General features: G+C 56.6%; 30 protein-coding genes. 13 read left to right on the plus strand and 17 right to left on the minus strand.

Translation table 11 applies throughout. The features are described from left to right. Positions 1-186 precede the first annotated feature (186 nt). The 3 genes from KORLAC_RS17165 to KORLAC_RS17175 all read right to left on the minus strand — a co-directional run bounded on the left by KORLAC_RS17165 (position 187) and on the right by KORLAC_RS17175 (position 1,422). Positions 187-576: a hypothetical protein gene (locus KORLAC_RS17165; protein WP_068308803.1), complete on the minus strand. Its 390-nt coding sequence runs from the start codon at positions 574-576 to the stop codon at positions 187-189. 59 nt (positions 577-635) lie between these two features. Beyond that, positions 636-986: a hypothetical protein gene (locus KORLAC_RS17170; protein WP_068308805.1), complete on the minus strand. Its 351-nt coding sequence runs from the start codon at positions 984-986 to the stop codon at positions 636-638. A gap of 70 nt (positions 987-1,056) precedes the next feature. Then, positions 1,057-1,422, minus strand: a complete 366-nt coding sequence (locus KORLAC_RS17175) for a hypothetical protein (protein WP_139167385.1) — start codon at positions 1,420-1,422, stop codon at positions 1,057-1,059. Positions 1,423-1,580: 158 nt separating this feature from the next. Here KORLAC_RS17175 and KORLAC_RS17180 point away from each other — a divergent pair, with 158 nt between their 5' ends. From KORLAC_RS17180 to KORLAC_RS17195, 4 genes are all read left to right on the plus strand, one after another. Continuing rightward, positions 1,581-1,784 (plus strand): hypothetical protein, encoded by a 204-nt coding sequence (locus tag KORLAC_RS17180; protein ID WP_068308810.1) that lies wholly within the window; start codon positions 1,581-1,583, stop codon positions 1,782-1,784. Positions 1,785-1,853: 69 nt separating this feature from the next. Next, on the plus strand, positions 1,854-2,354 hold the full coding sequence (locus KORLAC_RS17185) for a hypothetical protein (protein WP_068308811.1): 501 nt from the start codon (positions 1,854-1,856) through the stop codon (positions 2,352-2,354). A gap of 385 nt (positions 2,355-2,739) precedes the next feature. Beyond that, positions 2,740-3,069, plus strand: coding sequence for a VOC family protein (locus KORLAC_RS17190; RefSeq protein ID WP_068308813.1), 330 nt, complete (start codon positions 2,740-2,742; stop codon positions 3,067-3,069). After that, the gene (locus tag KORLAC_RS17195) at positions 3,069-3,428 is read left to right on the plus strand and encodes a hypothetical protein (protein ID WP_068308814.1); all 360 of its coding nucleotides are present in this window, start codon (positions 3,069-3,071) and stop codon (positions 3,426-3,428) included. Before KORLAC_RS17190 ends, KORLAC_RS17195 begins: the two co-directional genes overlap by 1 nt. On the opposite strand, the gene KORLAC_RS17200 is transcribed toward KORLAC_RS17195, so the two are convergent. Beyond that, a complete protein-coding gene (locus tag KORLAC_RS17200) occupies positions 3,425-4,528 on the minus strand; it encodes a M23 family metallopeptidase (protein WP_068308816.1) in 1,104 nt (367 codons plus the stop codon). The two genes, KORLAC_RS17195 and KORLAC_RS17200, sit on opposite strands and share 4 nt — an antisense overlap. A gap of 136 nt (positions 4,529-4,664) precedes the next feature. On the opposite strand from KORLAC_RS17200, the gene KORLAC_RS17205 reads away from it, so the two are divergent. After that, positions 4,665-5,426 carry a sulfite exporter TauE/SafE family protein gene (locus tag KORLAC_RS17205; protein WP_068308818.1) on the plus strand — a complete coding sequence of 254 codons (762 nt, stop codon included), beginning with the start codon at positions 4,665-4,667 and terminating at the stop codon, positions 5,424-5,426. Positions 5,427-5,571: 145 nt separating this feature from the next. Here the strand turns inward: KORLAC_RS17205 and KORLAC_RS17210 are convergent, their stop codons facing one another. Further along, positions 5,572-5,808: a helix-turn-helix domain-containing protein gene (locus KORLAC_RS17210; protein ID WP_068308820.1), complete on the minus strand. Its 237-nt coding sequence runs from the start codon at positions 5,806-5,808 to the stop codon at positions 5,572-5,574. A gap of 107 nt (positions 5,809-5,915) precedes the next feature. Here KORLAC_RS17210 and KORLAC_RS17215 point away from each other — a divergent pair, with 107 nt between their 5' ends. Together KORLAC_RS17215 and KORLAC_RS17225 are read left to right on the plus strand one after the other, a co-directional pair. After that, the gene (locus KORLAC_RS17215) at positions 5,916-6,968 is read left to right on the plus strand and encodes a hypothetical protein (protein ID WP_068308822.1); all 1,053 of its coding nucleotides are present in this window, start codon (positions 5,916-5,918) and stop codon (positions 6,966-6,968) included. A 428-nt stretch (positions 6,969-7,396) separates the two neighbouring features. Next, positions 7,397-8,746, plus strand: coding sequence for an AAA family ATPase (locus KORLAC_RS17225; protein WP_068308826.1), 1,350 nt, complete (start codon positions 7,397-7,399; stop codon positions 8,744-8,746). Positions 8,747-9,149: 403 nt separating this feature from the next. On the opposite strand, the gene KORLAC_RS17230 is transcribed toward KORLAC_RS17225, so the two are convergent. The 9 genes from KORLAC_RS17230 to hisB all read right to left on the minus strand — a co-directional run bounded on the left by KORLAC_RS17230 (position 9,150) and on the right by hisB (position 16,851). Further along, positions 9,150-9,512: a DUF3024 domain-containing protein gene (locus KORLAC_RS17230; RefSeq protein ID WP_068308828.1), complete on the minus strand. Its 363-nt coding sequence runs from the start codon at positions 9,510-9,512 to the stop codon at positions 9,150-9,152. Further along, the gene (gene tnpC / locus KORLAC_RS17235) at positions 9,509-11,095 is read right to left on the minus strand and encodes an IS66 family transposase (RefSeq protein WP_068308830.1); all 1,587 of its coding nucleotides are present in this window, start codon (positions 11,093-11,095) and stop codon (positions 9,509-9,511) included. The genes KORLAC_RS17230 and tnpC overlap by 4 nt, the downstream gene beginning before the upstream one ends. Before the next feature lie 84 nt (positions 11,096-11,179). Continuing rightward, the gene (locus tag KORLAC_RS18730; RefSeq protein ID WP_074519242.1) at positions 11,180-11,503 is read right to left on the minus strand and encodes a transposase; all 324 of its coding nucleotides are present in this window, start codon (positions 11,501-11,503) and stop codon (positions 11,180-11,182) included. A 355-nt stretch (positions 11,504-11,858) separates the two neighbouring features. Further along, positions 11,859-13,400: a site-specific integrase gene (locus KORLAC_RS17245; RefSeq protein WP_139167384.1), complete on the minus strand. Its 1,542-nt coding sequence runs from the start codon at positions 13,398-13,400 to the stop codon at positions 11,859-11,861. 360 nt (positions 13,401-13,760) lie between these two features. Further along, positions 13,761-14,087, minus strand: coding sequence for a phosphoribosyl-ATP diphosphatase (locus KORLAC_RS17250; protein WP_068308834.1), 327 nt, complete (start codon positions 14,085-14,087; stop codon positions 13,761-13,763). Continuing rightward, complete coding sequence (gene hisF / locus KORLAC_RS17255; protein WP_068308835.1) at positions 14,087-14,851, minus strand: imidazole glycerol phosphate synthase subunit HisF; 765 nt, start codon at positions 14,849-14,851, stop codon at positions 14,087-14,089. Before hisF ends, KORLAC_RS17250 begins: the two co-directional genes overlap by 1 nt. After that, the gene (gene hisA / locus KORLAC_RS17260) at positions 14,851-15,576 is read right to left on the minus strand and encodes a 1-(5-phosphoribosyl)-5-[(5-phosphoribosylamino)methylideneamino]imidazole-4-carboxamide isomerase (protein WP_068309401.1); all 726 of its coding nucleotides are present in this window, start codon (positions 15,574-15,576) and stop codon (positions 14,851-14,853) included. The genes hisF and hisA overlap by 1 nt, the downstream gene beginning before the upstream one ends. Further along, on the minus strand, positions 15,576-16,232 hold the full coding sequence (hisH, locus tag KORLAC_RS17265) for an imidazole glycerol phosphate synthase subunit HisH (protein ID WP_068308837.1): 657 nt from the start codon (positions 16,230-16,232) through the stop codon (positions 15,576-15,578). Before hisH ends, hisA begins: the two co-directional genes overlap by 1 nt. 19 nt (positions 16,233-16,251) lie before the next feature. Next, on the minus strand, positions 16,252-16,851 hold the full coding sequence (hisB, locus tag KORLAC_RS17270; RefSeq protein ID WP_068148371.1) for an imidazoleglycerol-phosphate dehydratase HisB: 600 nt from the start codon (positions 16,849-16,851) through the stop codon (positions 16,252-16,254). A gap of 238 nt (positions 16,852-17,089) precedes the next feature. Between hisB and hslV the strand changes: the two genes are divergently transcribed. The 6 genes from hslV (at position 17,090) to KORLAC_RS17300 (ending at position 23,210) form a co-directional block, all read left to right on the plus strand. Next, on the plus strand, positions 17,090-17,668 hold the full coding sequence (gene hslV / locus KORLAC_RS17275) for an ATP-dependent protease subunit HslV (protein ID WP_068148634.1): 579 nt from the start codon (positions 17,090-17,092) through the stop codon (positions 17,666-17,668). Positions 17,669-17,683: 15 nt separating this feature from the next. After that, complete coding sequence (gene hslU, locus KORLAC_RS17280) at positions 17,684-18,994, plus strand: ATP-dependent protease ATPase subunit HslU (RefSeq protein WP_068308840.1); 1,311 nt, start codon at positions 17,684-17,686, stop codon at positions 18,992-18,994. A 125-nt stretch (positions 18,995-19,119) separates the two neighbouring features. After that, complete coding sequence (locus KORLAC_RS17285) at positions 19,120-19,488, plus strand: histidine triad nucleotide-binding protein (RefSeq protein WP_068308842.1); 369 nt, start codon at positions 19,120-19,122, stop codon at positions 19,486-19,488. Positions 19,489-19,491: 3 nt separating this feature from the next. Next, positions 19,492-20,976, plus strand: coding sequence for an acyl-CoA synthetase (locus KORLAC_RS17290; protein ID WP_068308843.1), 1,485 nt, complete (start codon positions 19,492-19,494; stop codon positions 20,974-20,976). A 76-nt stretch (positions 20,977-21,052) separates the two neighbouring features. After that, positions 21,053-22,447 (plus strand): NfeD family protein, encoded by a 1,395-nt coding sequence (locus tag KORLAC_RS17295; protein WP_206594998.1) that lies wholly within the window; start codon positions 21,053-21,055, stop codon positions 22,445-22,447. Continuing rightward, positions 22,440-23,210: a slipin family protein gene (locus KORLAC_RS17300; RefSeq protein ID WP_068308846.1), complete on the plus strand. Its 771-nt coding sequence runs from the start codon at positions 22,440-22,442 to the stop codon at positions 23,208-23,210. Before KORLAC_RS17295 ends, KORLAC_RS17300 begins: the two co-directional genes overlap by 8 nt. A gap of 2 nt (positions 23,211-23,212) precedes the next feature. Here the strand turns inward: KORLAC_RS17300 and KORLAC_RS17305 are convergent, their stop codons facing one another. From KORLAC_RS17305 to trxA, 3 genes are read right to left on the minus strand one after another with little or no spacing between them, the layout of a single operon-like run. Then, positions 23,213-23,404: a Trm112 family protein gene (locus tag KORLAC_RS17305; protein WP_068308848.1), complete on the minus strand. Its 192-nt coding sequence runs from the start codon at positions 23,402-23,404 to the stop codon at positions 23,213-23,215. A 19-nt stretch (positions 23,405-23,423) separates the two neighbouring features. After that, positions 23,424-24,101, minus strand: a complete 678-nt coding sequence (locus KORLAC_RS17310) for an LON peptidase substrate-binding domain-containing protein (RefSeq protein ID WP_068308852.1) — start codon at positions 24,099-24,101, stop codon at positions 23,424-23,426. A 10-nt stretch (positions 24,102-24,111) separates the two neighbouring features. Beyond that, positions 24,112-25,062 carry a thioredoxin gene (trxA, locus tag KORLAC_RS17315; RefSeq protein ID WP_420913276.1) on the minus strand — a complete coding sequence of 317 codons (951 nt, stop codon included), beginning with the start codon at positions 25,060-25,062 and terminating at the stop codon, positions 24,112-24,114. Between the last annotated feature and the right edge of the window lie 52 nt (positions 25,063-25,114).

A 25,114-nucleotide genomic window follows, 5' to 3' on the forward strand; every position in this document is an offset into this window, starting at 1 on the left:
CGCAATGGATCTTTTGGCACCATATAGCCAGCGAGGTGATCGGGCTCAAATTCAGTTCTGGTGACGCTTGGCTGTTCGCGTTCATTGTAATTCGGGTTATCAAGAGTTTGGAATCCAATGGAGAAGCGCTTCATTCTAATGTACCAGTTCGACAAGTGCTTTCTACGATAAAGGCTAAAAGAAAACCTAGCGACTTTTAGTCGTGCATTCTGACGATAATTTCTCCAGTACGTTCGAGATATTCACGATATCCGGGTGGCTTTCCTTCAGGCCCATGGACATCAGCATGTCTTTCTTCTGGGTCAGGTCCGCGATGCGTGTGGTGCATTCGTCCGGCTCCTCTTTCACCTCAACAACCTGCGGTTTCTGCAGGTCATGCAGAATGATATTCACCTGATTGAGGCGGGTCTGCATCTCGCTTGTCATCAGGCGCAGGCGGCGAACCTCTTCCTTCAGCACAACAACCTGATCTTCCAGAAGCTGGATGCGGGCCCTGTCTGCTTCATCGGTGGCGGCCAGGGCCGGCTGGGTTAAGAAAGCAGCGCTAAGCGAAAGCGCAAAAACAAAACGCAACATGAACTATTCCTTCGGTCAGGACCCCTTGGGCGGGACCATATCAACATGGGCCAATTGGCTCAAGCTTCACATTTTCCGCTTAGGGAAGTTTGCTGCTGTCTGATTTCAATAAGCTGGTTCATCAGCTGCACATATAGCCGGTTGGGTTTTTCTGCAATCACAGTGCCACTGGCGTCCTTTTCCTGGACCATGGCTGGGATGTTCCTGGTTTGCGCTTCAAGTGCCGCATAGGTGTCTCTTAGCTCTGCGAGCTGTGCAATGCATCCCGACGGGCTCATCGCAGCATGCTTTTCCGGGCTTGTTCGGCTTTGGCTTGATGTCGCCAGATGGTTGGAGAGCTGCACATAGGCCAGTATCGCAAGCGAAAGCGTGATAACCCCCAGGCAGGCTTTTGAAAATGTATCGGTCATAATGTCCCCTCCCTTGATAGGGGGAGACTATAGCGGCGTGCTGCGGCTGGCAATGATTGATTGTGTATTATCAACCCAAAAGGGCAGTTGTGCAGGCGCGTTCGCGGGCCTGCATACCTTCTTCAAGAACCCGCTTTTCAAACCGCATCAATGTATGGGTTCGGTTCAGAAGCGTGATACTTTCACCATCTGAAAGCTCATAGGTTACCTGTGCGGGGCTGCGTTGAAGGCGTTTGTCGATGAAGGCGATGGCCTGCCTGTAGGCTTTCATGGTGCTGATGCAGCGGGACGCCACACCAATCATGGACTGTGTCTGGCTGCCTGTGTGTTGGCCTTCAGTGAGTTGCGTGGAAGCGGCTGCAGGCAAGGGCGCGGCAACTGCGATTGCCACCAACGTTACGCAACAAAGAGATAACCAGCGGGCTTTCCCGGTCATTGGCATTCTCCTGAGTTCAGACCAACAACTATAGCACAAAAGTCGCTTCCCGGCGGAGCACTTTTGCTTGGCCCCGGCTGCGCCAATGGCACAGGACCGGGCGAAGCATTCACCCAGTATCCCAGAAAACCTTTAACAACTTGAAAGGGAGAGCGTGCATGGCCGCGCAAACGGACCTGCCGTTCGACCAGTTTCGCCTGGTTCACAGGCAGGGGGCGGGCGGCGTCCTTCAAAGTCACATTCATGTGTCGCACCGGCGGCTGGGTGGTAACCGCGGTTTGTTGGAGACCCTGTTCCGGGACGCGGAGGGTGTACGTGCCGTGCATTGTGGGCGCGGGTGCAACCACGCTGGTAGCCGCTGAATGACGCGGAGTGGCGCTTCTGCAATCTTTGGTATAATTTACACCCTCATGCACTAAGGGAGAGCAGCCATGGCAGACCCAGAAACCAATGCAGATGATTTCCTGAAGGATGTGATTGAGCCAGTCCTGAAGGACATGGCGATGGACGGCGCGGCTGCGGAAAAGCTTCTGATGATGACGGCGTGCCAAGAAAGCATGGGCTTTCGCTACCGGGTGCAGCAGGGCGGCCCGGCGCTTTCCTACTTCCAGGTTGAGCCCAATACGCTGAACGATCTGTATGAAAACTATCTGGCTTTTCGGCCCGACATGCAGGCGCTGGTGGATGCGTATCTGCCAGAGGAGCTGGACCGGCTGGAAGCGCTGGAGACAGACGACAAATATGCCTGCGCCGTGGCGCGGATGATTTATTGGCGGGTGCCGGAAGCCCTGCCGCATGTGTTAGACGACGAAGGCCTGGCGGCCTACGCTAAGAAATATTGGAACACCGAACAGGGCGCGGCGACAGCGCAGAAATATCTGGACGACTATCGCCGCTATGGCCCGAACCCGGAGCCGGTTGGTTGGGCCTAAGGAAATATATCAGCGCTTCAGCTGGCGGCCTGCGACTTGAACTTTCATCTTCTCGTTGGCCGGCAGAGGTCTGTTTTACCTTTTTCAAGGACATTTGAGGTATGTCTGATCCACTGATCAGAAGGGTTGGTTCTGGATCATATCACGATGATCAAGCGGGTGAGTGTCTGCTAGGCAGATATACCGCTTACACATATACATACGCCCGATATCGCATGATAAATCACTGCAGCTCAGGAGGACCTACGCCGCGCGCGAGATCAAGTATTTAGATACCAGCAATAAATATGGATTTTCTCATTTTTGGATGGCCATAATAGGCGCCAATTTCATATGGAACTAACCGCCATGCATATGGGGGGCCATGAAAGGTGGAGGGGACGACATGGATCTGGGGCTTTGCTCAACAAGCCTTGCGGTCAGGGACCTGAAGGCATCGCGTGCCTTTTATGAAGCCCTTGGCTTTGTGGTCGAATGCGGTGCGGAAGAGGACAAGTGGCTGTTCATGGCAAATGGCAATAGCCGCATTGGCCTGTTTGAGGGCATGTTCGATACCAATATCCTGACCTTCAACCCGGCTGACGCGCGAGCCGTACAGGCGACGCTTCAGGCGGCAGGTATCGCGCTTGATATGGAGGCAAAGGAAGGCGAAGGGCCCTGCACCCTAATGCTCACAGACCCGGACGGCAACAAGATCATGCTGGACCAGCTCTGATGCCGCGTAAGGTTGAGTATGGCCTGGGCGCAGTGCTTATGCTGGTGCTTCTTGGTGTCGCCATTTTAGGCCCGAAAGGGTTTTTCCCAGATGCCTATGGCGCCCGTGGTTGCCTGCTTGGGGTGTTCCTGATGATGCGGTGGCGGCGTAGTCACTTTGGTGTACTCCTGACAAAGCAGGTTCTGCTGTCCGGACTGGCCGGCGCGTTTATTGGGAGTGTCGTGGGGCGTTTTCTAATGCCGACGCCCCCCGGCTGGTCTTTTGAGACGGCTATGGTCATGCCGTCCGCCCTGTTTCATGCAGCGCTTATGGTGGCCAGTTTCCATTACCTTACGCTTGGGCGTGGGCGCATGCCTTAGGGAGTGACCTCGATTTCGATCGTCTGGTCATAGTCATCCCAAGGGCCGTGATCCACATGGATGCTGCCCTTCCAGATGCCGGGCTTGAACCCGCCTTCGGGTTTCTCGAGCCCCATGAAACCTACATAGACTTGGTGGCTCTTTTCCATGTTGATTTTATTGTCCAGCACGACTTTACCGTCCGGATCTGTGATGGTGAAATGCCAGATATCGCTGCGTTGGGGGTGGAAGCCGCGGCCAACCAGTAGCATGGCTTCGCTATCCGACGGTATGGTCTTGGGGCCTGGCTGCCACATGTTTTCGAGATCCTTGGGTTCAGTGCTGAATTGAGCAGGCAGCGGCACGAACGACTGGTACGGCACTTTGTCGGCCCAAAGGCTTTGCCCGTCGGCCTCGCAGCTGGTTTCAAACTTGCCGCCGTCGAATGGGTCTACCAGGCTGCCGCTAAGGCGCGTCGTGAAATGCAGGTGCGGGTATTCGGTCAGGCCGGACATACCGACCTGGCCAAGCACATCACCAGCAGCTACTGTGTCGCCGGGCGTTACGCGTAGGCTGCCCTGCTTCATATGGCAATATTGGGTCTGCCAGCCCTGACCGTGGTCGATCACGATACCGTTGCCGCATTCCTGGCCTTTGGTGCCGTCTGTTCCCGCCTCGCGCACAGAGGCATCCTCAACACCATCCCTTAGGCGAAGGACGGTTCCCGGCGCTGCTGCGAGAACGGAGACGCCCGCTTTCATGCGCGCCAGGTCGCTGATGGCAATATCCGTACCTTTGTGGCCGTTCTGGGTGCTGGAGCCGCAAGTGTGATCCGCTGCCACGTCGCCAGCCTCCCGGTCCACATAGCGGGCAATCCAACAATCTTTCCCAAGTTTGCATGCCATCGGGAATGAAAGAGAAAAGCCGCTTTCGGCGTCCTTCATAGCCTGTGCTTCCGAAAGCGTCTGGCTTTCTTCCTGGTTTCCGGTCTGTGCTTTACCGTCTTCAACGGGCACGATCAGCGTTTCTTCGCGCGTCACTTTCTTGAACACCAGCGTGGCGATGATCAGGGCGAAAATGACAGCGGCGACCAGGCCCGGTTTGTTATACAAATCCCGCATGATGCGCGACGCTCCTTCAGCAGCAATTGAGTTCGGCCATACAAAACATCACTGCGACTGCAATCACAAGGGGAAATCCTGTCGCAGCCTTCATTTTCGCTTTCCGAGCGCTCTTTTATTCGGCAGAGTGCGCGCCATGACGATCATACCAGACACCCTTAGCTTTCTTGATGCGGCCCTTCTGGTGGGGGTCAGCTTCTTCACCTCCTTCCTGTCGGCCTCGATGGGGATTGGCGGCGGTGTAGCGCTTTTGGCGGTGATGGCGCAGGTGATGCCGCCGCTTGCCATCGTGCCTGTGCACGGTGTGGTGCAGCTTGGCTCAAACGCCGGGCGGGCCTATTTGATGCGCGAGGCTATCGTCTGGCGGATTGTGTTGTATTTCCTGATGGGCAGTCTGATTGGCGGTCTGATTGGCGGTCAGATTGTTGTGGCCCTGCCCGCAGCAACGCTTCAGCTGGTGCTGGGGCTTTTCGTTCTCTATTCCTTGTGGGGGCCGATGCCAAAGCCGTCCGCCGACCATAAAAGTATGGCTTTTGTCGGATCTAGCGGCGCGCTTTCGACGCTACTCACCATGTTTGTCGGGGCGACCGGGCCGTTTGTTGCGGTGGTGGTGAAGATGTTTTCGCTGTCGCGTCTGGCCCATGTAGGTACTTTTTCCGCCTGTATGGTGGGCCAGCATACAGTCAAGATTGTGGTGTTTGGCCTGCTTGGCTTTGCCTTTGGTGCCTATCTGCCGCTGATGGTTGCCATGGTGGCTACCGGCTTTCTAGGCACCTGGGTGGGGCGTCATTTCCTGATGAAATCAACGGATGAGCGTTTCGGCCGCTGGCTCAATATCATCCTGACGCTTCTGGCGGCCCGCCTCTTGTGGCAGGGCGCTCAAGGCTTCTTTGCCTAATCTTCCCGGTTAGTCTTTTCAGCAAGGTTGCTAAGCCCTTGCGCGTGCAGTTCGGGCTCATTTTGTTAAGTATTTTTTTCGGCCCTTGATGAAGCCACAAATTTGGAAAGTCGAAGCCGTGTAAGAAGCTAGCGGATATCCCGTTTTAGCTTTTTTCAAGGATACGCATGGCGTCTTGTGTGCCGATTCCAATCGCCTCCGCAAGGCATATGAACTCAACCACATCGATGCGCCGCTCGCCGCTCTCGATCTTGCTGATCATCTGCTGGTGAACCCCAAGCTTCTCGGCCAGATCGCTCTGCAGCAAGCCGCGCTTGATGCGCTCCTCCTTCAGGTAGTCGCGAAGCTTCTTATACCTCGGGTCGTTCTTGTCTGCGATCATTGTCGGGGTCCAATTGGTTGGTGACCCTCAAGCTGCTATACCCTAAAAACTTGTACCCCAAATTCATGTACCCTATATTAGGGTTTTAATTCGTTGGGGAGAATTCCATGAAATTCCATCTACCTATTGTACTCGGGCTTTCGCTAATGCTGACAGCCTGTGGTTCTGATACACCGACCGTCAGTGACGGTGAAGACTTTGAAGCCAGCCTTGCGGCTGTTGTAGCCTCAGAGCCTGATGGCAAGAGACTGCCTCTTGCCATGAAGGTGATTGAACGCCGGGCTGGTACTGATGCTATTGCAGCGTCCGATAGCGTCATTGACGCTTTTGATGCAGCTTTGTTTCCTGCAGGGAACGAACGACTAGACGGGTATGCCAAGCAAGTGTTGGGTCCGGACTATATGCTTGAGCTTCACGAGTACAGGCTCCAACAACAGATGCGGGGAAATTTTCTATCCAAGGGGGAAGAGCTTAACTACCGGACGGAACGCCGGAAAAGGTATGAAGAGGCGAAGAAGCGCGCCCTCTATGCGGATACGCTCTACAGAAAGTGGCTGAGTGGACTGACGGCGGAAGACATCTTGCCTCTTGGTGCCAGGATGCTTCGGGAGGAGCAAGCAGCGGAGTTGGCAGCCTTTGATGAGCGGGTTCAGAAGCTCGACGGTAAGATCAAAGCCCTAAAAGACGACGCAAAAGCCAGCGAGGTTTTTCTCAAACAGGTTGAGGTTGGGTTCCCTCCAGAGGGTGTCAGCCGCCGCAATGACCCTGTTCCGGTGCGAGTTGTCAATCGCTCCCAGAAGAACCTGGCGACTATTACGCTGCAGGTGATTGCTGTGGGCGCCAATACCAGGACGCCAATGCAGCAACTGCATACCTATCGTATTGATGTCCCGGCTGGTGCCATGAAAGTCTTTCGTACTCATGACTTTATGAAATGGGCTTTGGATATTCAGGCATCGGGGAACCTGCCTGGCGCGCCGTTTGACAGCTATGACTTGGCGATTGTTGCGGCGACGACTGATCAAGGTGAAGTGTTTAACACTGATGTGGAGCCAGACCTTGAGAAGCTGGACTTTGAAATGAGAACCCTTGGTGAGGACAGGCATGCGCTTGTGGAGAAGCATCGTCAGGAACTTGCCAGGCTAGAGGTAGCGTCATAGCTGCCTAAGGGGGGGTGTTTTGGGCTTGTACCTATTTTGTTCTCAATAACCCTTTCAATGAACCCCAAAATAGGGTATGGTGTAACTCCTACATTGGGAAACACATAAGGGAGTTACATCCATGCTCTATCGACCCAACAGAGGCCAGAAGGCATCGCTGATGGCCCGCCAGCTTAAGAAGCTATCGGTTAAAGCTGGTCTTCACCGCAGCAATCGTGCCCGGCCTGAGGCCTCAAGCCTCCAAATGGCCCGGTCTGTTATTACCTGGCTGATTTCTGGATCCACCTTTCTTTTTTCCTCTTTCCAACCAACTGACCTGAGCTTCTAGGAACTCTTGATGACCTTGTCCTTTGCACATTCGAACAAGCGAATAGGCATGGCTGCTTTCTCAGCTTCACCACTGACGATCAGCTTCAAGGGCATATACCATGGCATACGTACTGGACTGGCGGGTTTTAGAGCCTGCGGATTATATCGAATCCAAAGATAAGATTCTTCAGCATCTCACTACTGCTTCACAGCATTCTTCCAAGATCAAACTCACTACCGATAGCAGCTTCTCCGAGATCGAGCAGGAAGCAAGACGCCTTGCGCTCACAGGCCAAATCGACGAGCGGGACGATGATTTCATCCTGATGATGATGCTTGCCGCGGCGGGTGGTGTTGAGGCTGTCGCATACTTTCCGATCCAGGTGCTTGATGAACTTCGTGGGAAATCCTTTCGGCCCGAAAGCTGCGACATCGAGGATTTGATGGGCAGCTGGGACTGTCACTTACGTGGCCGGGCCATGGGAAGCTCTTGTGATCAGGCGCGGCAGCAAAAAACGCTGGGCTCGGGCAATGAAGCAGAACTATTGACTGAGTTGGAGAATGGTGCACCTATCTCCGCCTCGTCAGTTAGCGGCATGGCTCAAATTCTGGTAACACAAGCCAGTGACGTCAAGGTGAGGTTGTCATCAACCTATCAGGCGCTGAAGCATCCGCTTCCATTTGGTGGAGCAAAAAGACCTTTGGATGTTGGGGAACAATTGCTGGCGGAATTTCCTCAAATGGCTGACCAACTTCAATATCTGATGTCTAGCCTGAGTTTGATGGCTGTTTCAGGACAGTCATGCCTGACAATGGATCCAATTCTGGTGACAGGTCGCGCAGGGGTCGGCAAAACATATTTTGCCAAAAGGCTGGCGACGCTTCTACAGTTGCCGTTCCACGTACATTCTGTTGGGGGTAACTCAGACAATAGAAGTTTAAAAGGAACCTCAATGGGTTGGTCGACAGCTGAGCCGTGTCTGCCGGTGCGTGTTATTGCACAACAGAAGTGTCCGAACCCTGTCATCATTATCGATGAAGTAGAGAAAGCTAGTCGGGGCAGTATGAATGGGGACGTTCAGGAGACGCTTCTTGGGTTCCTGGAAAAAGAAACTTCTGAAGCCTATTTTGATGAGGGACTGGGGTGTACGGTCAACTTGTCTTTTGTGACCTGGATCTTGACATCAAACTCTTCTGACAAGCTGACGCCTCAAGTTCGGTCGCGCTGTCAGATCCTTAATTGGCTGCCACCAGGGCCAGAACATGTTGAGAATCTTGTGTGGGTTCTTCAACAAAAGTTTGCTGCCGAGGCAGGGTTGCCTGTGGCTTTTATTGAACCGTTCCCCCCAAATACGATTGCCATGTTAAGGGCTTTTTATAAGAAAAGCGGCAACATCAGGACATTGAGGCATGCGGTCGGAAAGTTGATGCTGAGGGACCTAACTCATCCGGGAAGGCAGATCCATTGACTGGTTCTTGGCGTAGGACGGATGGGTTATGGGTCTAGTGGCTTCCAGCTCAGATGAAAATCTGACTCTGCGATAGTTGACTTCTTGACCGAGTAGAATTGGTAACGCTCTAAAAGGGTGTAGCCAGCAATTGGCGGCTACGAGTTATTCCTTTGCGTACGAAATGATGACGCCCTGTCTTGCAAGAAGATTGTTGGAGATGAGGATAAGGTATGAGTGGGTCACTTGGATGCCGTGGAGAAAAAAGGGTTTAATCTGACCTGCGCCCTTTAAATCCCTCCATGTAAAAGCAGAGTCTGTCGTAAGGAGACAGACTGATCATTAAGCGTAAGCGGTGCTTTTCCCCCACGACTATAGGGGAGCCGGTGCCGCCCGGTGAGTCCGCCTTTGATCGGGTCGGCGTTCACACCGGGTGGAGGAACTCGTTGGTTTCAATGGCCTTGAGGGCGGCTTTGAGCGATAAGCCCTGGTGGACAGGGAACCATTGGCCGGTATGGCGATGCCATTGGACATCGAACCTGTTTTGGCCGATCCAGTCGATGCGAACGAAGGGTGCATCGAACTCCTCACCGAGGTTCTCAGGAAAGCCCGACCGGTAGCGTTGCAGGAAGCGATATTTGTTGCCGTGCCATTTCCCCTGGATATCGACGGGGTAATTGAAGGGTGTCTGATTGACGACCGGCAGGAAGCGCGGCTTTAGGACGGTGTCGATAAAGGTCTGGCATGTCGCGGTAATAGTGGCCTTTTCATTGGCTGACAATGTCATGGGGCACCCTCTGTTGTCGCAACTTTCCTGTTCCAGGGCAGCAGACCTTCGATGTTGGCCTGCCTGTGGCCGGTGACGATAGCCGAGAATGTCTGAGTGAGCCAAGCCTGGGGATCGACGGCATTAAGTTTGCAGGTCTCAATCAGTGACGCGATGACAGCCCAGTTCTGGGCGCCGACATCATGACCGGCGAAGAGGGCATTCTTCCGGTTCAGGGCAATTGGCCGGATCGTGCGTTCGACGGTGTTGTTATCGATCTCAACGCGCCCGTCTGTCAGATACAGGCTCAGCCCGTCCCAGTGCTTGGTGATATAGCCCAGTGCCTGTCCGAGCGGGGATTTGCCCAGCACCCGCGCCTGACTTTGGTCAAGCCATATCTTGAAGGCGTCCATCAGCGGCGCGGCACGCTCTTGTCTGACCGCGAGGCGCACGTCAGCACTCTGGCCCCGGATGTCGGCCTCAATTCGGTAGAGGGCGGCGATGCGCTTCAGGCCCTCTTCAGCGATCGGGGCAACATTGTTCTTTGCCACATCCATCAGCTTGCGGCGGGCATGAGCCCAGCAATAGGCGAGGTTGAGCGGCGCCTCCGCCCGTCTAGCAAGGCGGTTATAGCCAGCATACCCGTCCACTTGCAGTGTCCCCCTGAAGCCTGAGAGCATATCCTCACCATGCTGGCCACTTCTGCCCGGTGCATAAGCAAAGGCCACCCCGGGTGGACCCTCGCCATTCCATGGCCGGTCGTCGCGTGCCAGCGCCCATAGATAGCCGGTTTTGGTCTTGCGCCGCCCGGGGTCCAGGACGGGCACCGGCGTCTCGTCCATGAAGAGTTTCGATGATCGCTTGAGCTGATTGAGCAGGCAGTCATACACGGGCCTGAGCTCAAACGCTGCCCGCCCGACCCAGCCAGCGAGTGTCGACCGGTCGAGCTTGATGCCCTGCCGGGCATAAATCTGGCTCTGGCGATAGAGCGGGAGATGATCGGCGTATTTGGAGATCAGAACCTGGGCCACTGTGGCTTCCGTCGGTAAGCCCCCTGGGATCAGGCGGCCTGGCGCAGGCGCCTGGACGATACCATCCTCACACGTCCGGCAAGCATAGCGGGGGCGGCGGGTGACGATCACCCGGAACTGGGCCGGGATGATATCCAGCCGTTCCGACACATCCTCGCCAATCGCATGCATGTGGCAGCCACAGGCACAGAGAGTGCTCTCGGGTTCGATGACCTCATCAATACGTGGAAGGTGCTGCGGCAGACTGGCGCGCTCACTCTTCGGCTGGCGAACCTTCTCCACAGCCTGGGCGGCGGTCTTGTCTTCGGCTCCGGTGGCGACAATCCCAACCTCGATATCCTCAAGCGCCAGGTCATATTGATCCGGATTGAGCTTCTCGGAACGCCGCCCGAACATGGCTGCCCGGAACGCCTTCACCAGCGCCTCAAGCCGGGTGATGCAATCCTCCTTGGCGGAGATCGCGCCTTCCTTCTGGATGATCACAGCTTCCTTCGCGGCAAGCTCTGCTGCCTGGGCGATAATCATCGCCTTCAGGGCTTCGGTATCATCGGGAAGGTCGGTCTCTTTGAACATGATCAGACCATAGCAAAACAGCGGCCCGAGCGGCAGGATTATTGTTTCCCTGAGTCACTCTGCCGCAGCTATCCAGAGACTTTGTCAGACCTTCGGTGTCCTCGCCCGGAGCGGCGTCACCCGCCGCCAGTCGAGACCGGCGAACAAAGCCTCAAACTGGGCATGGCTCAGCGTCATCATGCCCTCGTGCACCTCGGGCAGCACCAGCTTGCCCTGTCGCGCCAGGCGTCGCCAGGTCGACAGATGGTTGGGACGAAGGTCATACCGCCGAGCAACACCATCTACCGTCGCGCCCGCCCTCAACGTCTCCGCTACAATCCGCGCCTTCACCTCATCAGGCCATCGCCGCTGACCCTTCGGCGTCATGACAATCTGCGAAACGACATCACTCTCACGCTGTAGCTCCATATGGCCTCCCATGGACAAACTCAAGCCCTGCAATCACGGAAACACCATGTCGCAGATCAAAAGCTCACAAGGAAGGTGGGGAAAAATCACCGCTTACCATTAAGCGACTTTATGACTGCTTCATTGGCCACATATGAAAATCCGGGCATTTGCTAAATAGACTGGTGATGCAGGAAAGCTAAAGCTGAAGAATTTGGAAGGGAATTGCTTCAGCTTTTGGGTTGATGACACTATACGGCGCTGGCTTGGGTTGCTCCTCCAGAAACCAGAGCAGGTTCTGGAGGATAGTATAAGGTCAGAGCCCATTTCTTCAGTCGATGAGCATGGAAGCTGCTAGGTTGCATTTTCGTTCAACTTACATTGACATTGAGCTGGAGTAGCATGCTGTGCTCTCTGATGTCGAACTGGCTGAAGATTGACTGGATTGGGTGTTTGCGCCCAGCTCAATAGCAGCCAAATGTCTGTTAGTGACTCGAACTTGTGCAACATTCGATTGATCCGGGACAGGGACGTTGGTGCCATCAGCTTGTGGTCCGTAGCGCCCTCCTTTCATAGCCTGGTTGGTATGGGCATAGTGGCAGCCTGCGGTGTTGTCATTGCTGTGGCCCATCAATGCTCCGAGCACGTCTCTCCCATTGCGCCCCCAGTAGCGTTTCATGTTAGCTGCAAATTGATGGCGCGCTGTATAAAGGGTGATGCGCCGCTTTTTTGCTTTTGGAGACATTTTTTGATGTGCCTGTCGGAAGGCGCACCGAATTCGTCCCATAAAGGCGACAAACGTTGTGCCTTCTAACTCGGATCTGATGGCATCAATGGTATCCCTAATCAGTTGGTATTCTTCATCGTCAAAATTATCTAGGTGTAACCAGCGATACTTGCCGCACGCTCTGCCGTTACTGTTTTTAGCATTCTTGATGACAAGAGTGTTTGGTTCGTTCTCATCAAAAAATGCGGTTTGCCATTCGATAGGACGAAGGCCTAGGAAAATTGTTGACTGGAAAATCATAGCGGCTGTGAGGCCGTCACTCCCCAAGGACACCAGCGTGTCTAGAAATAGTGGGTGTGTTCTATCGGGCACAGACTTACGTCTAATATAGGTTTGTATTTGGTGCTTTGTTGGGAGATCTCTTACGTTGACGCTATTGAGCTTGTTGTGAAGGTCATAAATCTCCTTGGACGCCCTGTCGCATACCATCAACATTTCTAGGAAGAAGTTTAAAGCTGCCCGAGTCCAGCGAAACGTCGCACGGGTTTGGTCGGTTCTGGTAATAACCTGATTTATAAAATCCCTCAGGTTGCTTTTTCCTGCAGCGTTCACGACACGGCGGAGATATCGGCGGATTGTCTCATCGCTGCACTGCGTAATCAACACATCCTCGCTTCTAGCACGGGCCCATGCCAAGTTCTCTAGGTTGGCTACTGCCTCACTGATTTCCTCTTCAGTGGCACCTTCTCGAACAACTGTGTATGGAAAATGCCCCAACTGGAACCCAGCATCACGGACAATGGCGTCAAATTCAGGCTTTAAGTTTGAATAGTAGCGAGCATAGTTCTGAACTTGTTTGTATGAGTTTTTAGTTGCCTCTAGCTCGGCTTTGAGAACGAGTTCAACATCCATTAGATCTGACAATTCTTGTTGGGCGGATGGGCACTCAAATTTTTCTAGCTGGTTCCAGCACAGAGTTTGCGCATGATGATTCTGATTGAGTTGATTTTCGATAGTTTTAAGACGCGCGGAGATATTTTCAATGACGGTGAACATGATGTATTCCATTCCTAAGCTTGTGTTGATCAATGAGCCAAACCATCGGCTCGTTGGGTCCACGATAACTGTCAGAAATGTAAGAACCGGGAAAAAAAAATGAGCACCGTTATTTTTTTTGGGGGGGATTTTCATTAGCTGATTTGCAGGCTAATCAATCGTGCCGACGAGAAAAGCTTTTATCCCGGGGTTGGATAAAATTAATGGCAACCAAAATACCGTTCCCAAGATCAGTGCGGTATGAAAAATTGCTGGATGCTGGTTACTTAATGATACTTTGCCGATAAAGGGTAACGGTATGTATCTCAAGATGTGGTACTTTGGTGCATCGGCTTCAGTATAGGGTCCATATGCTCACTCTCGACTCTGATTGAATCCAGCAGGCGGTCATTTCTAAATAGAATAGATTGATGAGTGATTTGGCCGTAGATTAAATATCACCCAGGCCTATTGGACGCCTACCTATTATGGCTTAGGCCCACTGTACCTTCCGATTCAATCTTCCCTGCTGGCTTTTTCTTCGAGCCCCGACAGGCCTTCACGGCGTGCGAGTTCAAGTGCTACGTCCTCAAGCTTGTAGCCACGGGACTTCAGAAGCACCATCAGGTGAAACACAAGGTCCGCGCTCTCGTTGATGATGCCAATATCATCGTCCATCGCCACAGCCATGGCAGTTTCAACAGCTTCCTCGCCCACTTTCTGGGCAATCTTGCAGGGGCCTTTCTTGTAAAGCTTGGCCACATAGCTTGTATCCGGATCGGCCGATTTGCGCTCCTCAAGCGTTTCTTCAAGCCGAAGAAGCATGTCAAGTGCACTGGTCATCAGACTGTCTCCCTTACCGGAATGCCCGCCGCTGCCATATGGGCCTTGGCCTCGGCAATCGTATAGTCCCCGAAGTGGAAAATCGAGGCTGCAAGCACGGCGGACGCGTGCCCGTCGCGGATGCCTTCAACCATATGGTCCAAGTTGCCCACACCGCCAGACGCGATGACTGGAACTGGTACCGCATCAGAGACCGCGCGTGTCAGCTCGATGTTGAAGCCCTCGCGCGTGCCGTCCCGGTCCATACTTGTGAGCAGGATTTCCCCCGCCCCCAGGCTTGCCACCTGTTTGGCATACGCGATAGCGTCAATGCCGGTGGCAGTGCGCCCGCCGTGGGTGAACACCTCCCACTTGTGTGGGCCAACTTCCTTGGCATCCACAGCCACGACAATGCATTGCGACCCGAATTTTTCGGCAAGTTCCCTGACGATTTCTGGGTTCTTTACCGCTGCCGTCATCAGCGAGACCTTGTCCGCGCCCGCCAGCAGCAGCTGCCGAACGTCATCTTCCGTGCGTACGCCGCCACCAACCGTGAGCGGCATGAAGCAGGCTTCAGCCGTGCGCCGCACCACATCAAGGAGGATGCCGCGGTCTTCGTGGCTTGCCGTGATATCCAGGAAGGTCAGCTCGTCGGCGCCCGCGGTGTCATAGACCCGCGCCTGCTCCACCGGGTCGCCGGCGTCAACAAGATCGACGAAATTGACGCCCTTGACCACGCGGCCGTCTTTCACATCCAGGCAGGGAATGATCCGTGCTTTCAGCATCAAGCACCGCCTTTCGCGACTTTGAGCGCTTCCTTGAGGTCAAGCCGACCGTCATAGATGGCACGGCCGGTGACAACCCCTTCAAGATTGCCCGCTGCGGCCACACGGTGGATGTCTTCGATGTCCTTGACGCCGCCTGAGGCGATCACCGGGATTGACACGGCTTTGGCGAGGTCAGATGACGCTTCGGCGTTTACGCCGGTCAGCGTGCCGTCGCGGTCGATATCGGTATGGATGATGGCGGCCACGCCCGCGTCCTCGAACTTGAGGGCGAGTTCGGTGACTTCGAGCTCACTGGCTTCGGCCCAGCCTTCAACAGCGACCATACCGCCCTTGGCGTCGATGCCCACGGCGACCTTGCCGGGGAACAGCTTGCAAGCTTCCTTGACGAGCGAAGGATTCTTGACCGAAAGCGTGCCCAGGATCAGGCGCGAGATGCCGGCGTCCAGCCAGCGCTCCATGGTTGCGATATCGCGGATGCCGCCACCCAGTTGCACGGGCACGTCAACAGCCGCCAGAATGGCGTCTACGGCAGCGGCATTCACGGGCTCTCCCGCAAAAGCGCCATTGAGGTCCACCAGATGCAGCCAGGGACAGCCCGTGTCTACAAATTCGCGCGCTTGCGCTGCCGGATTGTCGGAAAAGACAGTTGCGGCCTCCATGTCGCCTTTATAGAGGCGCACGCAGTTGCCGTCCTTGAGGTCGATAGCAGGATAAACGGTAATCATGGTCGCCACTCCAAAAAGCTGCTGATCAGTTTCAGCCCCACACGCTGGCTTTTTTCAGGGTGAAACTGGGTGCCGATGATATTCTCAAAGCCCACTATGGCCGTCACGCGGCCACCATGACGCGTGAACCCGAGGAGCGAGTCGTCGCTCTCGAGCACCATATGATAGCTGTGGACGAAATAGGCGTGATCGCCCGCCTCCAGCGCGCCTGCGACCGGGTGCTTGAGGCCAGCGTCTGTCAGTTCCACCACATTCCAGCCCATGTGCGGGATTTTGAGGCTTGGGTCGTCCGGCGTCATTTTCTCGACATTGCCGTCGATCCATCCCATGCCCTTGTGGGTGCCGTGCTCATGGCCTTCTTTCGCAAGCAGGTGCATGCCCACGCAGATACCCATGAAGGGGCGACCCTCATGGTGAACGCGGGTGTTGATTGCCTCGCGCATGCCGTCTATGGCCAACAGGCCCTTGCGGCAATCGCCGAACGCGCCCACGCCGGGCAGGACGATGTGGTCGGCTTTTGCCACCACATCCGGGTCGCTGGTGACGGTGATGGTGCGCTCAAGGCCGCTATCCTTGGCTGCGCGCGCAAAGGCTTTCTCCGCGGAACGGAGATTGCCCGAGCCATAATCGATGATGGCAACGGTGTCTGGCATCAGATCTGCTCCGGCTGGTTTAAAGGCTGCCGCCCAGCGTACCTTTGGTGGAAGGCACAGCGTCGGCTTTGCGCGGGTCGGTCTCTGTCGCGGCCCTGAGGGCACGGGCAACGGCTTTGAAACAGCTCTCAATAATATGGTGGCTGTTGGTGCCGTAGAGATTTTCCACATGCAGCGTCATGCCTGCCGCGAACGCAAAAGCGCGGAAGAATTCCTCAAAGAGTTCTGTGTCCATCTCGCCGATCTTGTGGCGGGGAAAATCCACCTTCCACACCAGGAACGGGCGGCCGGAAATATCGATCGCGGCGCGCGACAGCGTCTCATCCATTGGGATATAGGCGTTGGCGTAACGGGTGATGCCGGTCATATCGCCAAGCGCCCGCTTGATCGCGGTGCCGATGACGATGCCGCAGTCTTCCGTGGTGTGGTGACCGTCGATATGCAGGTCGCCCTTGGCCCTGAGCGTCAGGTCCATCAGGGAATGTCGGCTCAGCTGCTCCAGCATATGATCGAGGAAACCAATGCCGGTATGGACGTCGTACACACCTGTGCCGTCCAAGTTCAGCTCGACGGAGATTTCCGTCTCTTTGGTTTTCCGTTCATATGTTGCGGTGCGCATGCGTCACTCCTGATTAAGCGCTGTAGGGCGTCAAAAAAGACCCCAAAATCATTGATAGCCCTGCTATTAAGCATATTCTGGCATTATGACGAACAATTTCTTTTGAAACAAAAGACAATATTCCGTCACCTTTAACTATAGCGCGATTGTTTGTGATTTCCCTTACGGGGCTTGAGGCGTGCTGGATTGCTTCCTATATGAGGCTGAACCACAAAAAGAAAAAAGGACACTGTCCCATATGACACAGTTCAATAGTGAACTCCCCACATGGCATGCCACGACCATCTGCTCAGTCCGCAAGGACGGCAAGGTGGTAATCGCGGGCGACGGCCAGGTATCGGTTGGCGACACGGTGATGAAAGCCAATGCGCGCAAGGTGCGGCACCTGGCGGGCGGCAAGGTGATTGCCGGGTTCGCGGGCGCGACCGCAGACGCCTTCACCCTGTTCGAACGCCTTGAGGCCAAGCTTGAGCGCCACCCCGGTCAACTGGCCCGCGCGTGCGTCGAGCTCGCCAAGGACTGGCGTACGGATAAATACCTCAGGCAGCTGCAGGCCATGATGATTGTGGTGGATGAGGCAACATCGCTGGTAGTGACAGGTAACGGTGACGTACTTGAACCCGAGCACGGCGTGGTCGCCATTGGCTCAGGCGGCAACTATGCTTTAGCTGCTGCCCGCGCGCTTTATGACCAGCCGCTTTCGGCCGAAGAGGTTGCGCGCAAGGCTATGAAGATCGCCGCCGATATCTGCGTCTACACCAACGAAAATGTCGTGGTCGAGACGATGGACGCCGCGCCAAGTGCCGATAAAGAATAGTCAGGAGTACCCCTTATGACCAGTTTTTCCCCGCGCGAGATCGTGTCTGAGCTCGACCGCTTCATCATCGGCCAGAAGGACGCGAAGCGCGCTGTTGCTGTGGCGCTTCGGAACCGCTGGCGCCGCCAGCAGCTTGAAGGCCAGATGCGTGACGAGGTTCTGCCCAAGAACATCCTGATGGTTGGTCCAACCGGTGTAGGCAAGACCGAAATCTCCCGCCGTCTGGCAAAGCTTGCGGAAGCGCCCTTTATCAAGGTTGAGGCCACCAAGTTTACCGAAGTGGGCTATGTGGGCCGCGACGTGGAGCAGATCATCCGCGATCTGATCGAGAATGCGATCCTGATGATGCGCGAGAAGAAGCGCAAGGAAGTGACAGCGAAGGCTGAAGTGCAGGCGGAAGAGCGCGTGCTGGACGGCCTTGTGGGCCCAGGCGCGTCGGAGGCCACGCGTCAGAAGTTCAGGAAGATGCTGCGCGAGGGTGAGCTGGCGGACAAGGAAGTCGAGCTTGAGGTTGAGGACACCTCGAACCCCTTCCCGCAGATGGATATTCCCGGCATGCCCGGTGCCAGCGTTGGCATGCTGAACCTTGGCGACATGTTCGGCAAGGCCATGGGTGGCCGCAAGGTGAAGAAACGGTTGAAGGTTTCTGAAGCCTATGAAGTGCTGATGACCGAAGAGGCCGACAAGCTGGTGGACGATGAAAGCATCACCCGCGAGGCCATCCATTTGGTTGAAAACCATGGCATCGTGTTCCTTGATGAGGTGGACAAGATCTGTGCCCGCCAGGATGCGCGCGGCGGCGATGTCAGCCGCGAAGGCGTGCAGCGCGACCTGCTGCCGCTGATTGAAGGCACGACTGTTTCCACCAAACATGGCGCGATAAAGACGGACCACATATTGTTTATCGCCTCAGGTGCGTTCCATCTGGCAAAGCCAAGTGACCTGTTGCCTGAGCTTCAGGGCCGCCTGCCGATCAGGGTGGAACTGAGCGCTCTCACGGAAGAGGACTTCAAACGGATTCTCACCGAGCCTGACTATAGCCTGATCCGCCAATATACCGCGCTGATGGGCACTGAAGAGGTGACGCTTGAATTCACGGCAGACGGCATCAATGAGATCGCGCGTATCTCCGCGCACTTTAACGAGACGGTTGAAAACATTGGCGCCCGCCGCCTGCATACCGTGCTTGAAAAAGTGCTGGAGGAGATCAGCTTCGATGCATCGGACAAGTCCGGCACCAGCATCACAGTGGATGCAGCCTTTGTGCGCACCCATATGGGCGAACTGCTTGAGACAGACAACGAGCTGTCGAAGTTCATCCTGTAGCGCTTGCTGGAACAAAGAATGTCAGACCCGGTCGCAGGCAACTGTTGGCCGGGTTTTTCTTTGGCCTTGATGGGCCTGACGGGCGGGCTATAGTGACGGCGAAGACATGATCGAAGGAGCGTCCCATGGCCTATGACACCAATAATATCTTCGCGAAAATCCTGCGCGGCGAAATCCCCTGCAACAAGGTCTATGAAGACGAATTCGCGCTGGCGTTCCATGACATCAACCCGCAGGCGCCGGTGCATGTGCTGGTAATCCCGAAGGGGGACTATGTCTCCATGGCGGACTTCTCGGCCTCGGCCCCCGCTGATCTGATGGTCGGCTTTTTCCGCGCGGTGGGCAAAGTGGCCGACGAGCTTGGCCTTGTTGAGCCCGGCTACCGCATGCTGGCGAACGCAGGCGAGAACGCGCACCAGGAAGTGCCGCACCTGCATATCCATCTGTTTGGCGGCAAGCCTCTGGGCCCCATGCTTGACCGCAGCTTCGGCTAGGCCGTGACTGACCTGCCGATCATCGACCGCGCCAGAGGCTTCGCGTCCCGCACCGCTTTTTTCGGGCCAGGGGGCGACGTAACCTACGCTGACCTGCTCATGCGCTCTGCCGCTGTCGCCTCGGGCCTCTTGGCGGGAAAGAGTGATCTTGAAGAAGAGCGCATCGCTTTCCTGTTGCCAACCGGGGCTGATTATGCGGCTACCCAGTGGGGCATCTGGCGCGCGGGCGGTATCGCCGTGCCGATCAATGGCGGTGCAACGGTGCCGGAGATCGAGCATGTGCTGACCTGCGCCGGTGTGGCCCGGGTGGTCGTGGCTGCAGACAGGCTGGCAGTTCTTGGTGATCTACCGGAGCGCTTGGCGCTTGAAGTGCTTGATTTTGACGCTCTCGAAGGCGATGGGCCCCTGCCCGAGCTTAAACCCAGCCGCCGCGCCATGATCCTGTTCACCAGTGGCACCACCAACAAGCCCAAGGGCGTGGTGTCGACCCACGCATCCATTGAAGCGCAGGTGACGGCGCTGGTGGACGCCTGGCAGTGGCAAGCGGATGACCGCATCCCGCTGTTTTTGCCCATGCATCACCTGCACGGCATTTTGAATATCCTCTGCTGCGCTCTGTGGTCCGGCGCGGCGATTGAGCCGTTCGACAAGTTCGACGCCGACGCCATTTGCGACCGGGTGGCGGAAGGTGCCTATAGCCTCTTCATGGCGGTGCCGACCATCTATGTGAAACTACTGAAGTGGTTCGATGCGCCAGAAAACACCAGTAAGCATGACGGTGTGCTCAAAGGCTTTAACGCCATGCGTCTGATGGTCTCGGGCTCTGCCGCTCTGCCGGCCTCCATCCATTCGGCATGGTCCGACCTGACGGGCCAGGTACTGCTGGAACGCTACGGCATGACAGAGATCGGCATGGCGCTTTCGAACCCCTACAGTGGCGAACGCCGCCCTGGCATGGTGGGGCTCGCGATGCCGCGCACGGACGTGCAGCTGGTGGACGACGCGGGAAAAGTCGTCTCGGGCGAAGGCGCTGTGGGCGAGATCTGGGTCAAGGGCCCGACGGTGTTCAATGAATATTGGGACAACCCAAAGGCGACGGCTGAAAGCTTCGACGGCGACTGGTTCAAGACCGGCGATATCGCCACCATCGAGAATGGTTACTACCGCATCATGGGGCGCTCGTCGGTCGATATCATCAAGTCGGGTGGCTATAAGCTGTCGGCGCTTGAAATCGAAGCCGCCCTTTTGGAACACCCGGCCATTACGGAATGCGCCGTCGTGGGGCTTGAGGATACCGAATGGGGCGAAAAGGTCGCTGTCGCCGTCGGCCTAAATGAGGGTGCGCTCACCCTTGAAGCTCTCCAAGACTGGGCCAAGGACCGGCTGTCGGCTTACAAATTGCCGCGCGCCCTGTTGGTTGTGGACGCGCTGCCGAGGAACGCCATGGGCAAAGTCACCAAGCCGGCGGTGAAAGCGCTCTTTCCGTAAGCAGCATCGCTGGCCTGCACTGGCCTGCACTGGGCAAAACCTCGGGAATGTGTTTTACTCGGGATAGAGGTATCCCATGCATGCTGTTGGTCACATGTGTACCAGCGTATCCCTGAAGCTGACGCCCTGGCGTCGGATTGCCTGCCTTTTGCTTGGCCTTTTCTTCCTGTCCCTACCGCTTCGCGCCGGTGACGCCCTGGTTATTGAAATCGATGGCCCCATTGGCCCGGCCATGGCAGACCATGTCCAGCGCGGCATTGAAGAGGCCGCCAAGCGCGATTCGGATGTAATCATTATCCGGATTGATACGCCCGGCGGGTTGGTGTCCTCCACCCGCGAGATCATCAAAACCATCCTGGCATCAGACAGGCCAGTTGTTGGATATGTGGCGCCGTCTGGCGCGCGTGCCGCCAGCGCCGGCGCTTACATCCTGCTGGCGTGTCATGTGGCGGTGATGGCGCCGGGCACAAACGTTGGATCCGCGACACCGGTTATGATGGGCGGCGCGCCCGGCAGTCCGCCTGCGGGCGATGGGGCTGAGGGGGCCAAAGATCATCCGGACATGATGGATAAGGTGTTGAATGACGCGCGCGCCTATATGCGCTCACTCGCCGAAATGCGCGGCCGCCCGGCAGGGCCAGCGGAGAAGTTTGTCAGCCAGGCGGACAACCTGACCGCCAGCGAAGCCCTTGAGCGCGGTGTGATCGATCTGGTTGCTACCGACATGCGCGACATGATGAGGAAGATCGACGGCCGTGAAATCAAGGTGGCAGAGGCGCCCCTGGTTCTGGCGACCGATCATTTGACCGTCGAGACGCTGGAGCGCACCTGGCGCGAGGAGTTTCTGGCTTTCATCACCAACCCGAACATCGCCTACCTTCTTCTGATGGTGGGCGTCTACGGCCTGATCATCGAGTTTTCCAACCCCGGTCTGGCGGCCCCCGGCGTTGCGGGCGGTGTGTGCCTGATCATCGGGCTTTATGCCCTGCAGCTGTTGCCGGTGAACTATGCCGGGCTGGCGCTGATGGCGCTTGGGCTGGCGTTGATGGTGGCGGAAGCCTTCGTCCCCACCTTCGGGGCGCTCGGGATCGGTGGTGTCGCCAGTTTTGTGATCGGGTCGATCATGCTGATCGACAGTGACCTGCCCGAATTTCGCCTGTCACCTGTGTTGATCGGCACAGTGTCGCTTTTGACAGCCGGCCTGTTCCTGTTTGTATTGACCTTTGCCGTCCGGGCCTGGCGCCGACCGGCGGTGAGCGGCAATGACGCGCTGGTGGGCGAAATGGCGGAAGTGCTGTCCTGGCGCGGCGGCACAGGCACTGTCCGCGCCCACGGCGAGGTCTGGAGCGCCCGCGGCCCTGAAAATGCCGCACCCGGCGACAAACTGACCGTGCACGCCATCAAGGGGCTGACACTCGACCTCAGTAGTCCAAATCCATCACAGGCCAAGGAGGCAGATTCCGATGACTGACATACTTTATTCCGGCTATATCGTGGCCATCTTCGGCCTGTTTATCCTGATGTCCGCTTTCCGCATCCTGCGCGAATATGAGCGTGGGGTGATTTTCCTGCTGGGGCGCTTCTGGAAGGTCAAGGGGCCGGGCCTTATCCTGGTCATTCCCGTGATCCAGAAAATGGTGCGGGTGGACCTGCGCACCATTGTGATGGACGTGCCCGAACAGGACGTGATCTCGAAAGACAATGTCTCGGTCCGGGTGAATGCGGTGGTTTATTACAGGGTTGTGGATGCCAGGCGGGCCATTATCGAGGTCGAGGATTTCGAATTTGCCACCAGTCAGTTGGCGCAGACGACGTTACGGTCCGTCCTCGGGCAGCATGAGTTGGATGAGATGCTGGCCGAACGCGACCGGCTCAATGACGATATCCGCACCATATTGGACCAACAGACCGATGCCTGGGGTATCAAGGTGGCCAATGTGGAGCTGAAGCATGTCGATCTGGACCCATCGATGATCCGTGCTATTGCCAAGGAAGCGGAGGCCGAACGGATCAGGCGTGCCAAGGTGATTTCAGCCCAAGGTGAAGCACAAGCGGCTGGTAAAATCCTGGAGGCGGCCAAAGTGCTCCATCAAGCGCCAGAAGCGATGCAGATCAGATACCTTTCGGCCCTGCACGATATCGCGTCAGACAAGACGACCACCGTGGTTTTCCCCATGCCGATCGACCTGATGAAATCCATTGGGGACAAGCTGACAGGCAAGGACGAAAGCTAGGCTCAGTCCTCAAGCTGCCGTGCTTCGTCCGACAAGAGGATGGGGATGCCGTCGCGGATCGGGAATGCCCGCCCGGCCTTGCGGCTGATCAGTTCCTGCGCGGCCTCGTCATACTCCAGCGTCGCGTGTGTGACGGGGCAGACAAGCAGTTCAAGAAGTTTGGGGTCTGTGGTGCTGCGGGACGGTTTGGTCATACTGATGCCTCAAAACACTTCAGTGGGAACGGTGGTCGGGAGAATTTGGATTTGCGCCACCATGGCTGTCGGCTGACGCCAGTTCAAGCAGGTTCTGCAACAGCTGTGACCGGTCCGGCACAGAGGCGGCTTCCAGAAGCGCCTGCTTTTCCTGCACCGCCAACGGCACGATCATCGACAGGGTATTCACAAGGATATCATCGGGTGCTGAGGCGATGGCGTCAAAATCGGCACCCAGGCCCTTGGTATCAAGATAGCCCTTCAGCGCGCCCAGAAGCGGGTCCCGTTTCACGCTGCCTTCACCCCCCGTGCCGCCCCAGGGGTCTGCCTTATAGGGCTCCCAATTGGCGCGCACCTGGCGGTAGGGTGTAGTGACGCCCAGTTCCTCTGCCACCTCGAAACGGGACAGGCCCTTGAGGCGGATCAGGACGCGGCCGTCGTCGGTTTCCTGCACATCAGCAATACTGCCGACACAGCCGACGCCGTAGAGTTCGGGTACGGTTACCTGGGCGTTGCATTTGGGCTGGATCATGCCGATGAGGTTATGACCCTCGATTGCGGCGCGCACCATGCGCAGGTAGCGCGGCTCGAAAATATTCAGTGGCAGGCTGCTGCCCGGCAGCAGGATCGCGCCGGGCAAGGGGAACACGGGGATCACGGACGGCAAGGCTTCAAATGTTTTGCTCTCACGCGTCACAATGAGCTCCCTAGCTGAACAAGACCGAAGACAAGCGACGGCGATACTTCAGGGTGAAAGGATCAGTGGGGCCGGCTGCGTCAAACAGCTTCAGTAGCTGGAGCCGAGCAGCGTCCTCGTTCCATTCGCGGTCCCGCATGATGATGCCCAGAAGGGCTTCGGCTGCCGCGTCCATCTGGCCACGGGCCTGATGCGCCAGCGCCAGGTCATAGCGCGCCTGATAGTCTTGCGGGTTGGCCTCCACCTTGGCTTCAAGCTCAGCCACGTCGCCCGCATTTTCCGCTTGGGCCGCGAGCTCAAGCGCGGTTTTTACCCGCGCGGCCCGTTCGGCCACCTTCGGGTCTTTCAGGGCTTCGGTGTCCAGCGCGTCCAAGAGCGACTGGGCCTGGTCCCCTTGCCCCAGCCTATGGGAAGCGTCTGCCATACCCACGAGCGCCCGGGCATTGGTCTGGTCATGCTGCAGCACCTGCTGGTAGATCTGCGCCGCCTGCATGGCCTCGCCTTCGTCCAGCGCCCCATCGGCATGGTTGAGCGCTTCCGCGAGCGGGTCACCGCCGCCATTGCCGCCACCTGCCATATCCAGCAGTCGGTCGATGAAGGTCTTGAGCTGCGATGGTGGTACCGCACCCTGGAAGCCGTCCACAGGCTGGCCCTGCCAGAAGGCAAGCACTGTCGGCAGGCTTTGGACCTGCAGCTGGGCGCACAGGGTCTGGTTCTGGTCGGCATTGACCTTCACTAGTGACACAGCGCCGCCAGCGGCTTTCACGGCGGCTTCGAGCGCAGGCATAAGCTGCTTGCAGGGGCCGCACCAGTCCGCCCAGAAATCGACGATCACCGGCTTCTCCTGCGAGGCCATGATGACGTCGTCGCGGAAGGTCTCGATGGTGCTGTCCTTGATAGACACCTGATTGCCGGCCTGTGCGGCATCGCCGCCTGCCATAAACTGATCCATAATCAACACTCTTGGGATTGGGTGATTTCTAACTGTTCCGTTCCGACCATAAGCGGTTCGT

The sequence above is a fragment of the Kordiimonas lacus genome (assembly GCF_001550055.1).
Taxonomy (GTDB): domain Bacteria; phylum Pseudomonadota; class Alphaproteobacteria; order Sphingomonadales; family Kordiimonadaceae; genus Kordiimonas; species Kordiimonas lacus.

Bases quoted from the DNA above. Each gene is read 5' to 3' on its own strand.
- hslV (WP_068148634.1), top strand. From the start codon at position 17,090: ATGACACAGTTCAATAGTGAACTCCCCACATGGCATGCCACGACCATC.
- KORLAC_RS17295 (WP_206594998.1), top strand. From the start codon at position 21,053: ATGCATGCTGTTGGTCACATGTGTACCAGCGTATCCCTGAAGCTGACG.
- KORLAC_RS17170 (WP_068308805.1), bottom strand. From the start codon at position 986: ATGACCGATACATTTTCAAAAGCCTGCCTGGGGGTTATCACGCTTTCG.
- KORLAC_RS17250 (WP_068308834.1), bottom strand. From the start codon at position 14,087: ATGACCAGTGCACTTGACATGCTTCTTCGGCTTGAAGAAACGCTTGAG.
- KORLAC_RS17190 (WP_068308813.1), top strand. From the start codon at position 2,740: ATGGATCTGGGGCTTTGCTCAACAAGCCTTGCGGTCAGGGACCTGAAG.
- KORLAC_RS17185 (WP_068308811.1), top strand. From the start codon at position 1,854: ATGGCAGACCCAGAAACCAATGCAGATGATTTCCTGAAGGATGTGATT.
- KORLAC_RS17285 (WP_068308842.1), top strand. From the start codon at position 19,120: ATGGCCTATGACACCAATAATATCTTCGCGAAAATCCTGCGCGGCGAA.
- KORLAC_RS17205 (WP_068308818.1), top strand. From the start codon at position 4,665: ATGACGATCATACCAGACACCCTTAGCTTTCTTGATGCGGCCCTTCTG.
- KORLAC_RS17200 (WP_068308816.1), bottom strand. From the start codon at position 4,528: ATGCGGGATTTGTATAACAAACCGGGCCTGGTCGCCGCTGTCATTTTC.
- KORLAC_RS17210 (WP_068308820.1), bottom strand. From the start codon at position 5,808: ATGATCGCAGACAAGAACGACCCGAGGTATAAGAAGCTTCGCGACTAC.
- KORLAC_RS17195 (WP_068308814.1), top strand. From the start codon at position 3,069: ATGCCGCGTAAGGTTGAGTATGGCCTGGGCGCAGTGCTTATGCTGGTG.
- hisH (WP_068308837.1), bottom strand. From the start codon at position 16,232: ATGCCAGACACCGTTGCCATCATCGATTATGGCTCGGGCAATCTCCGT.
- KORLAC_RS17175 (WP_139167385.1), bottom strand. From the start codon at position 1,422: ATGACCGGGAAAGCCCGCTGGTTATCTCTTTGTTGCGTAACGTTGGTG.
- KORLAC_RS17230 (WP_068308828.1), bottom strand. From the start codon at position 9,512: ATGACATTGTCAGCCAATGAAAAGGCCACTATTACCGCGACATGCCAG.
- hslU (WP_068308840.1), top strand. From the start codon at position 17,684: ATGACCAGTTTTTCCCCGCGCGAGATCGTGTCTGAGCTCGACCGCTTC.
- KORLAC_RS17165 (WP_068308803.1), bottom strand. From the start codon at position 576: ATGTTGCGTTTTGTTTTTGCGCTTTCGCTTAGCGCTGCTTTCTTAACC.
- hisF (WP_068308835.1), bottom strand. From the start codon at position 14,851: ATGCTGAAAGCACGGATCATTCCCTGCCTGGATGTGAAAGACGGCCGC.
- KORLAC_RS17225 (WP_068308826.1), top strand. From the start codon at position 7,397: ATGGCATACGTACTGGACTGGCGGGTTTTAGAGCCTGCGGATTATATC.
- tnpC (WP_068308830.1), bottom strand. From the start codon at position 11,095: ATGTTCAAAGAGACCGACCTTCCCGATGATACCGAAGCCCTGAAGGCG.
- KORLAC_RS17215 (WP_068308822.1), top strand. From the start codon at position 5,916: ATGAAATTCCATCTACCTATTGTACTCGGGCTTTCGCTAATGCTGACA.
- KORLAC_RS17300 (WP_068308846.1), top strand. From the start codon at position 22,440: ATGACTGACATACTTTATTCCGGCTATATCGTGGCCATCTTCGGCCTG.
- KORLAC_RS18730 (WP_074519242.1), bottom strand. From the start codon at position 11,503: ATGGAGCTACAGCGTGAGAGTGATGTCGTTTCGCAGATTGTCATGACG.
- KORLAC_RS17180 (WP_068308810.1), top strand. From the start codon at position 1,581: ATGGCCGCGCAAACGGACCTGCCGTTCGACCAGTTTCGCCTGGTTCAC.
- hisB (WP_068148371.1), bottom strand. From the start codon at position 16,851: ATGCGCACCGCAACATATGAACGGAAAACCAAAGAGACGGAAATCTCC.
- KORLAC_RS17305 (WP_068308848.1), bottom strand. From the start codon at position 23,404: ATGACCAAACCGTCCCGCAGCACCACAGACCCCAAACTTCTTGAACTG.
- KORLAC_RS17245 (WP_139167384.1), bottom strand. From the start codon at position 13,400: ATGAAAATCCCCCCCAAAAAAAATAACGGTGCTCATTTTTTTTTCCCG.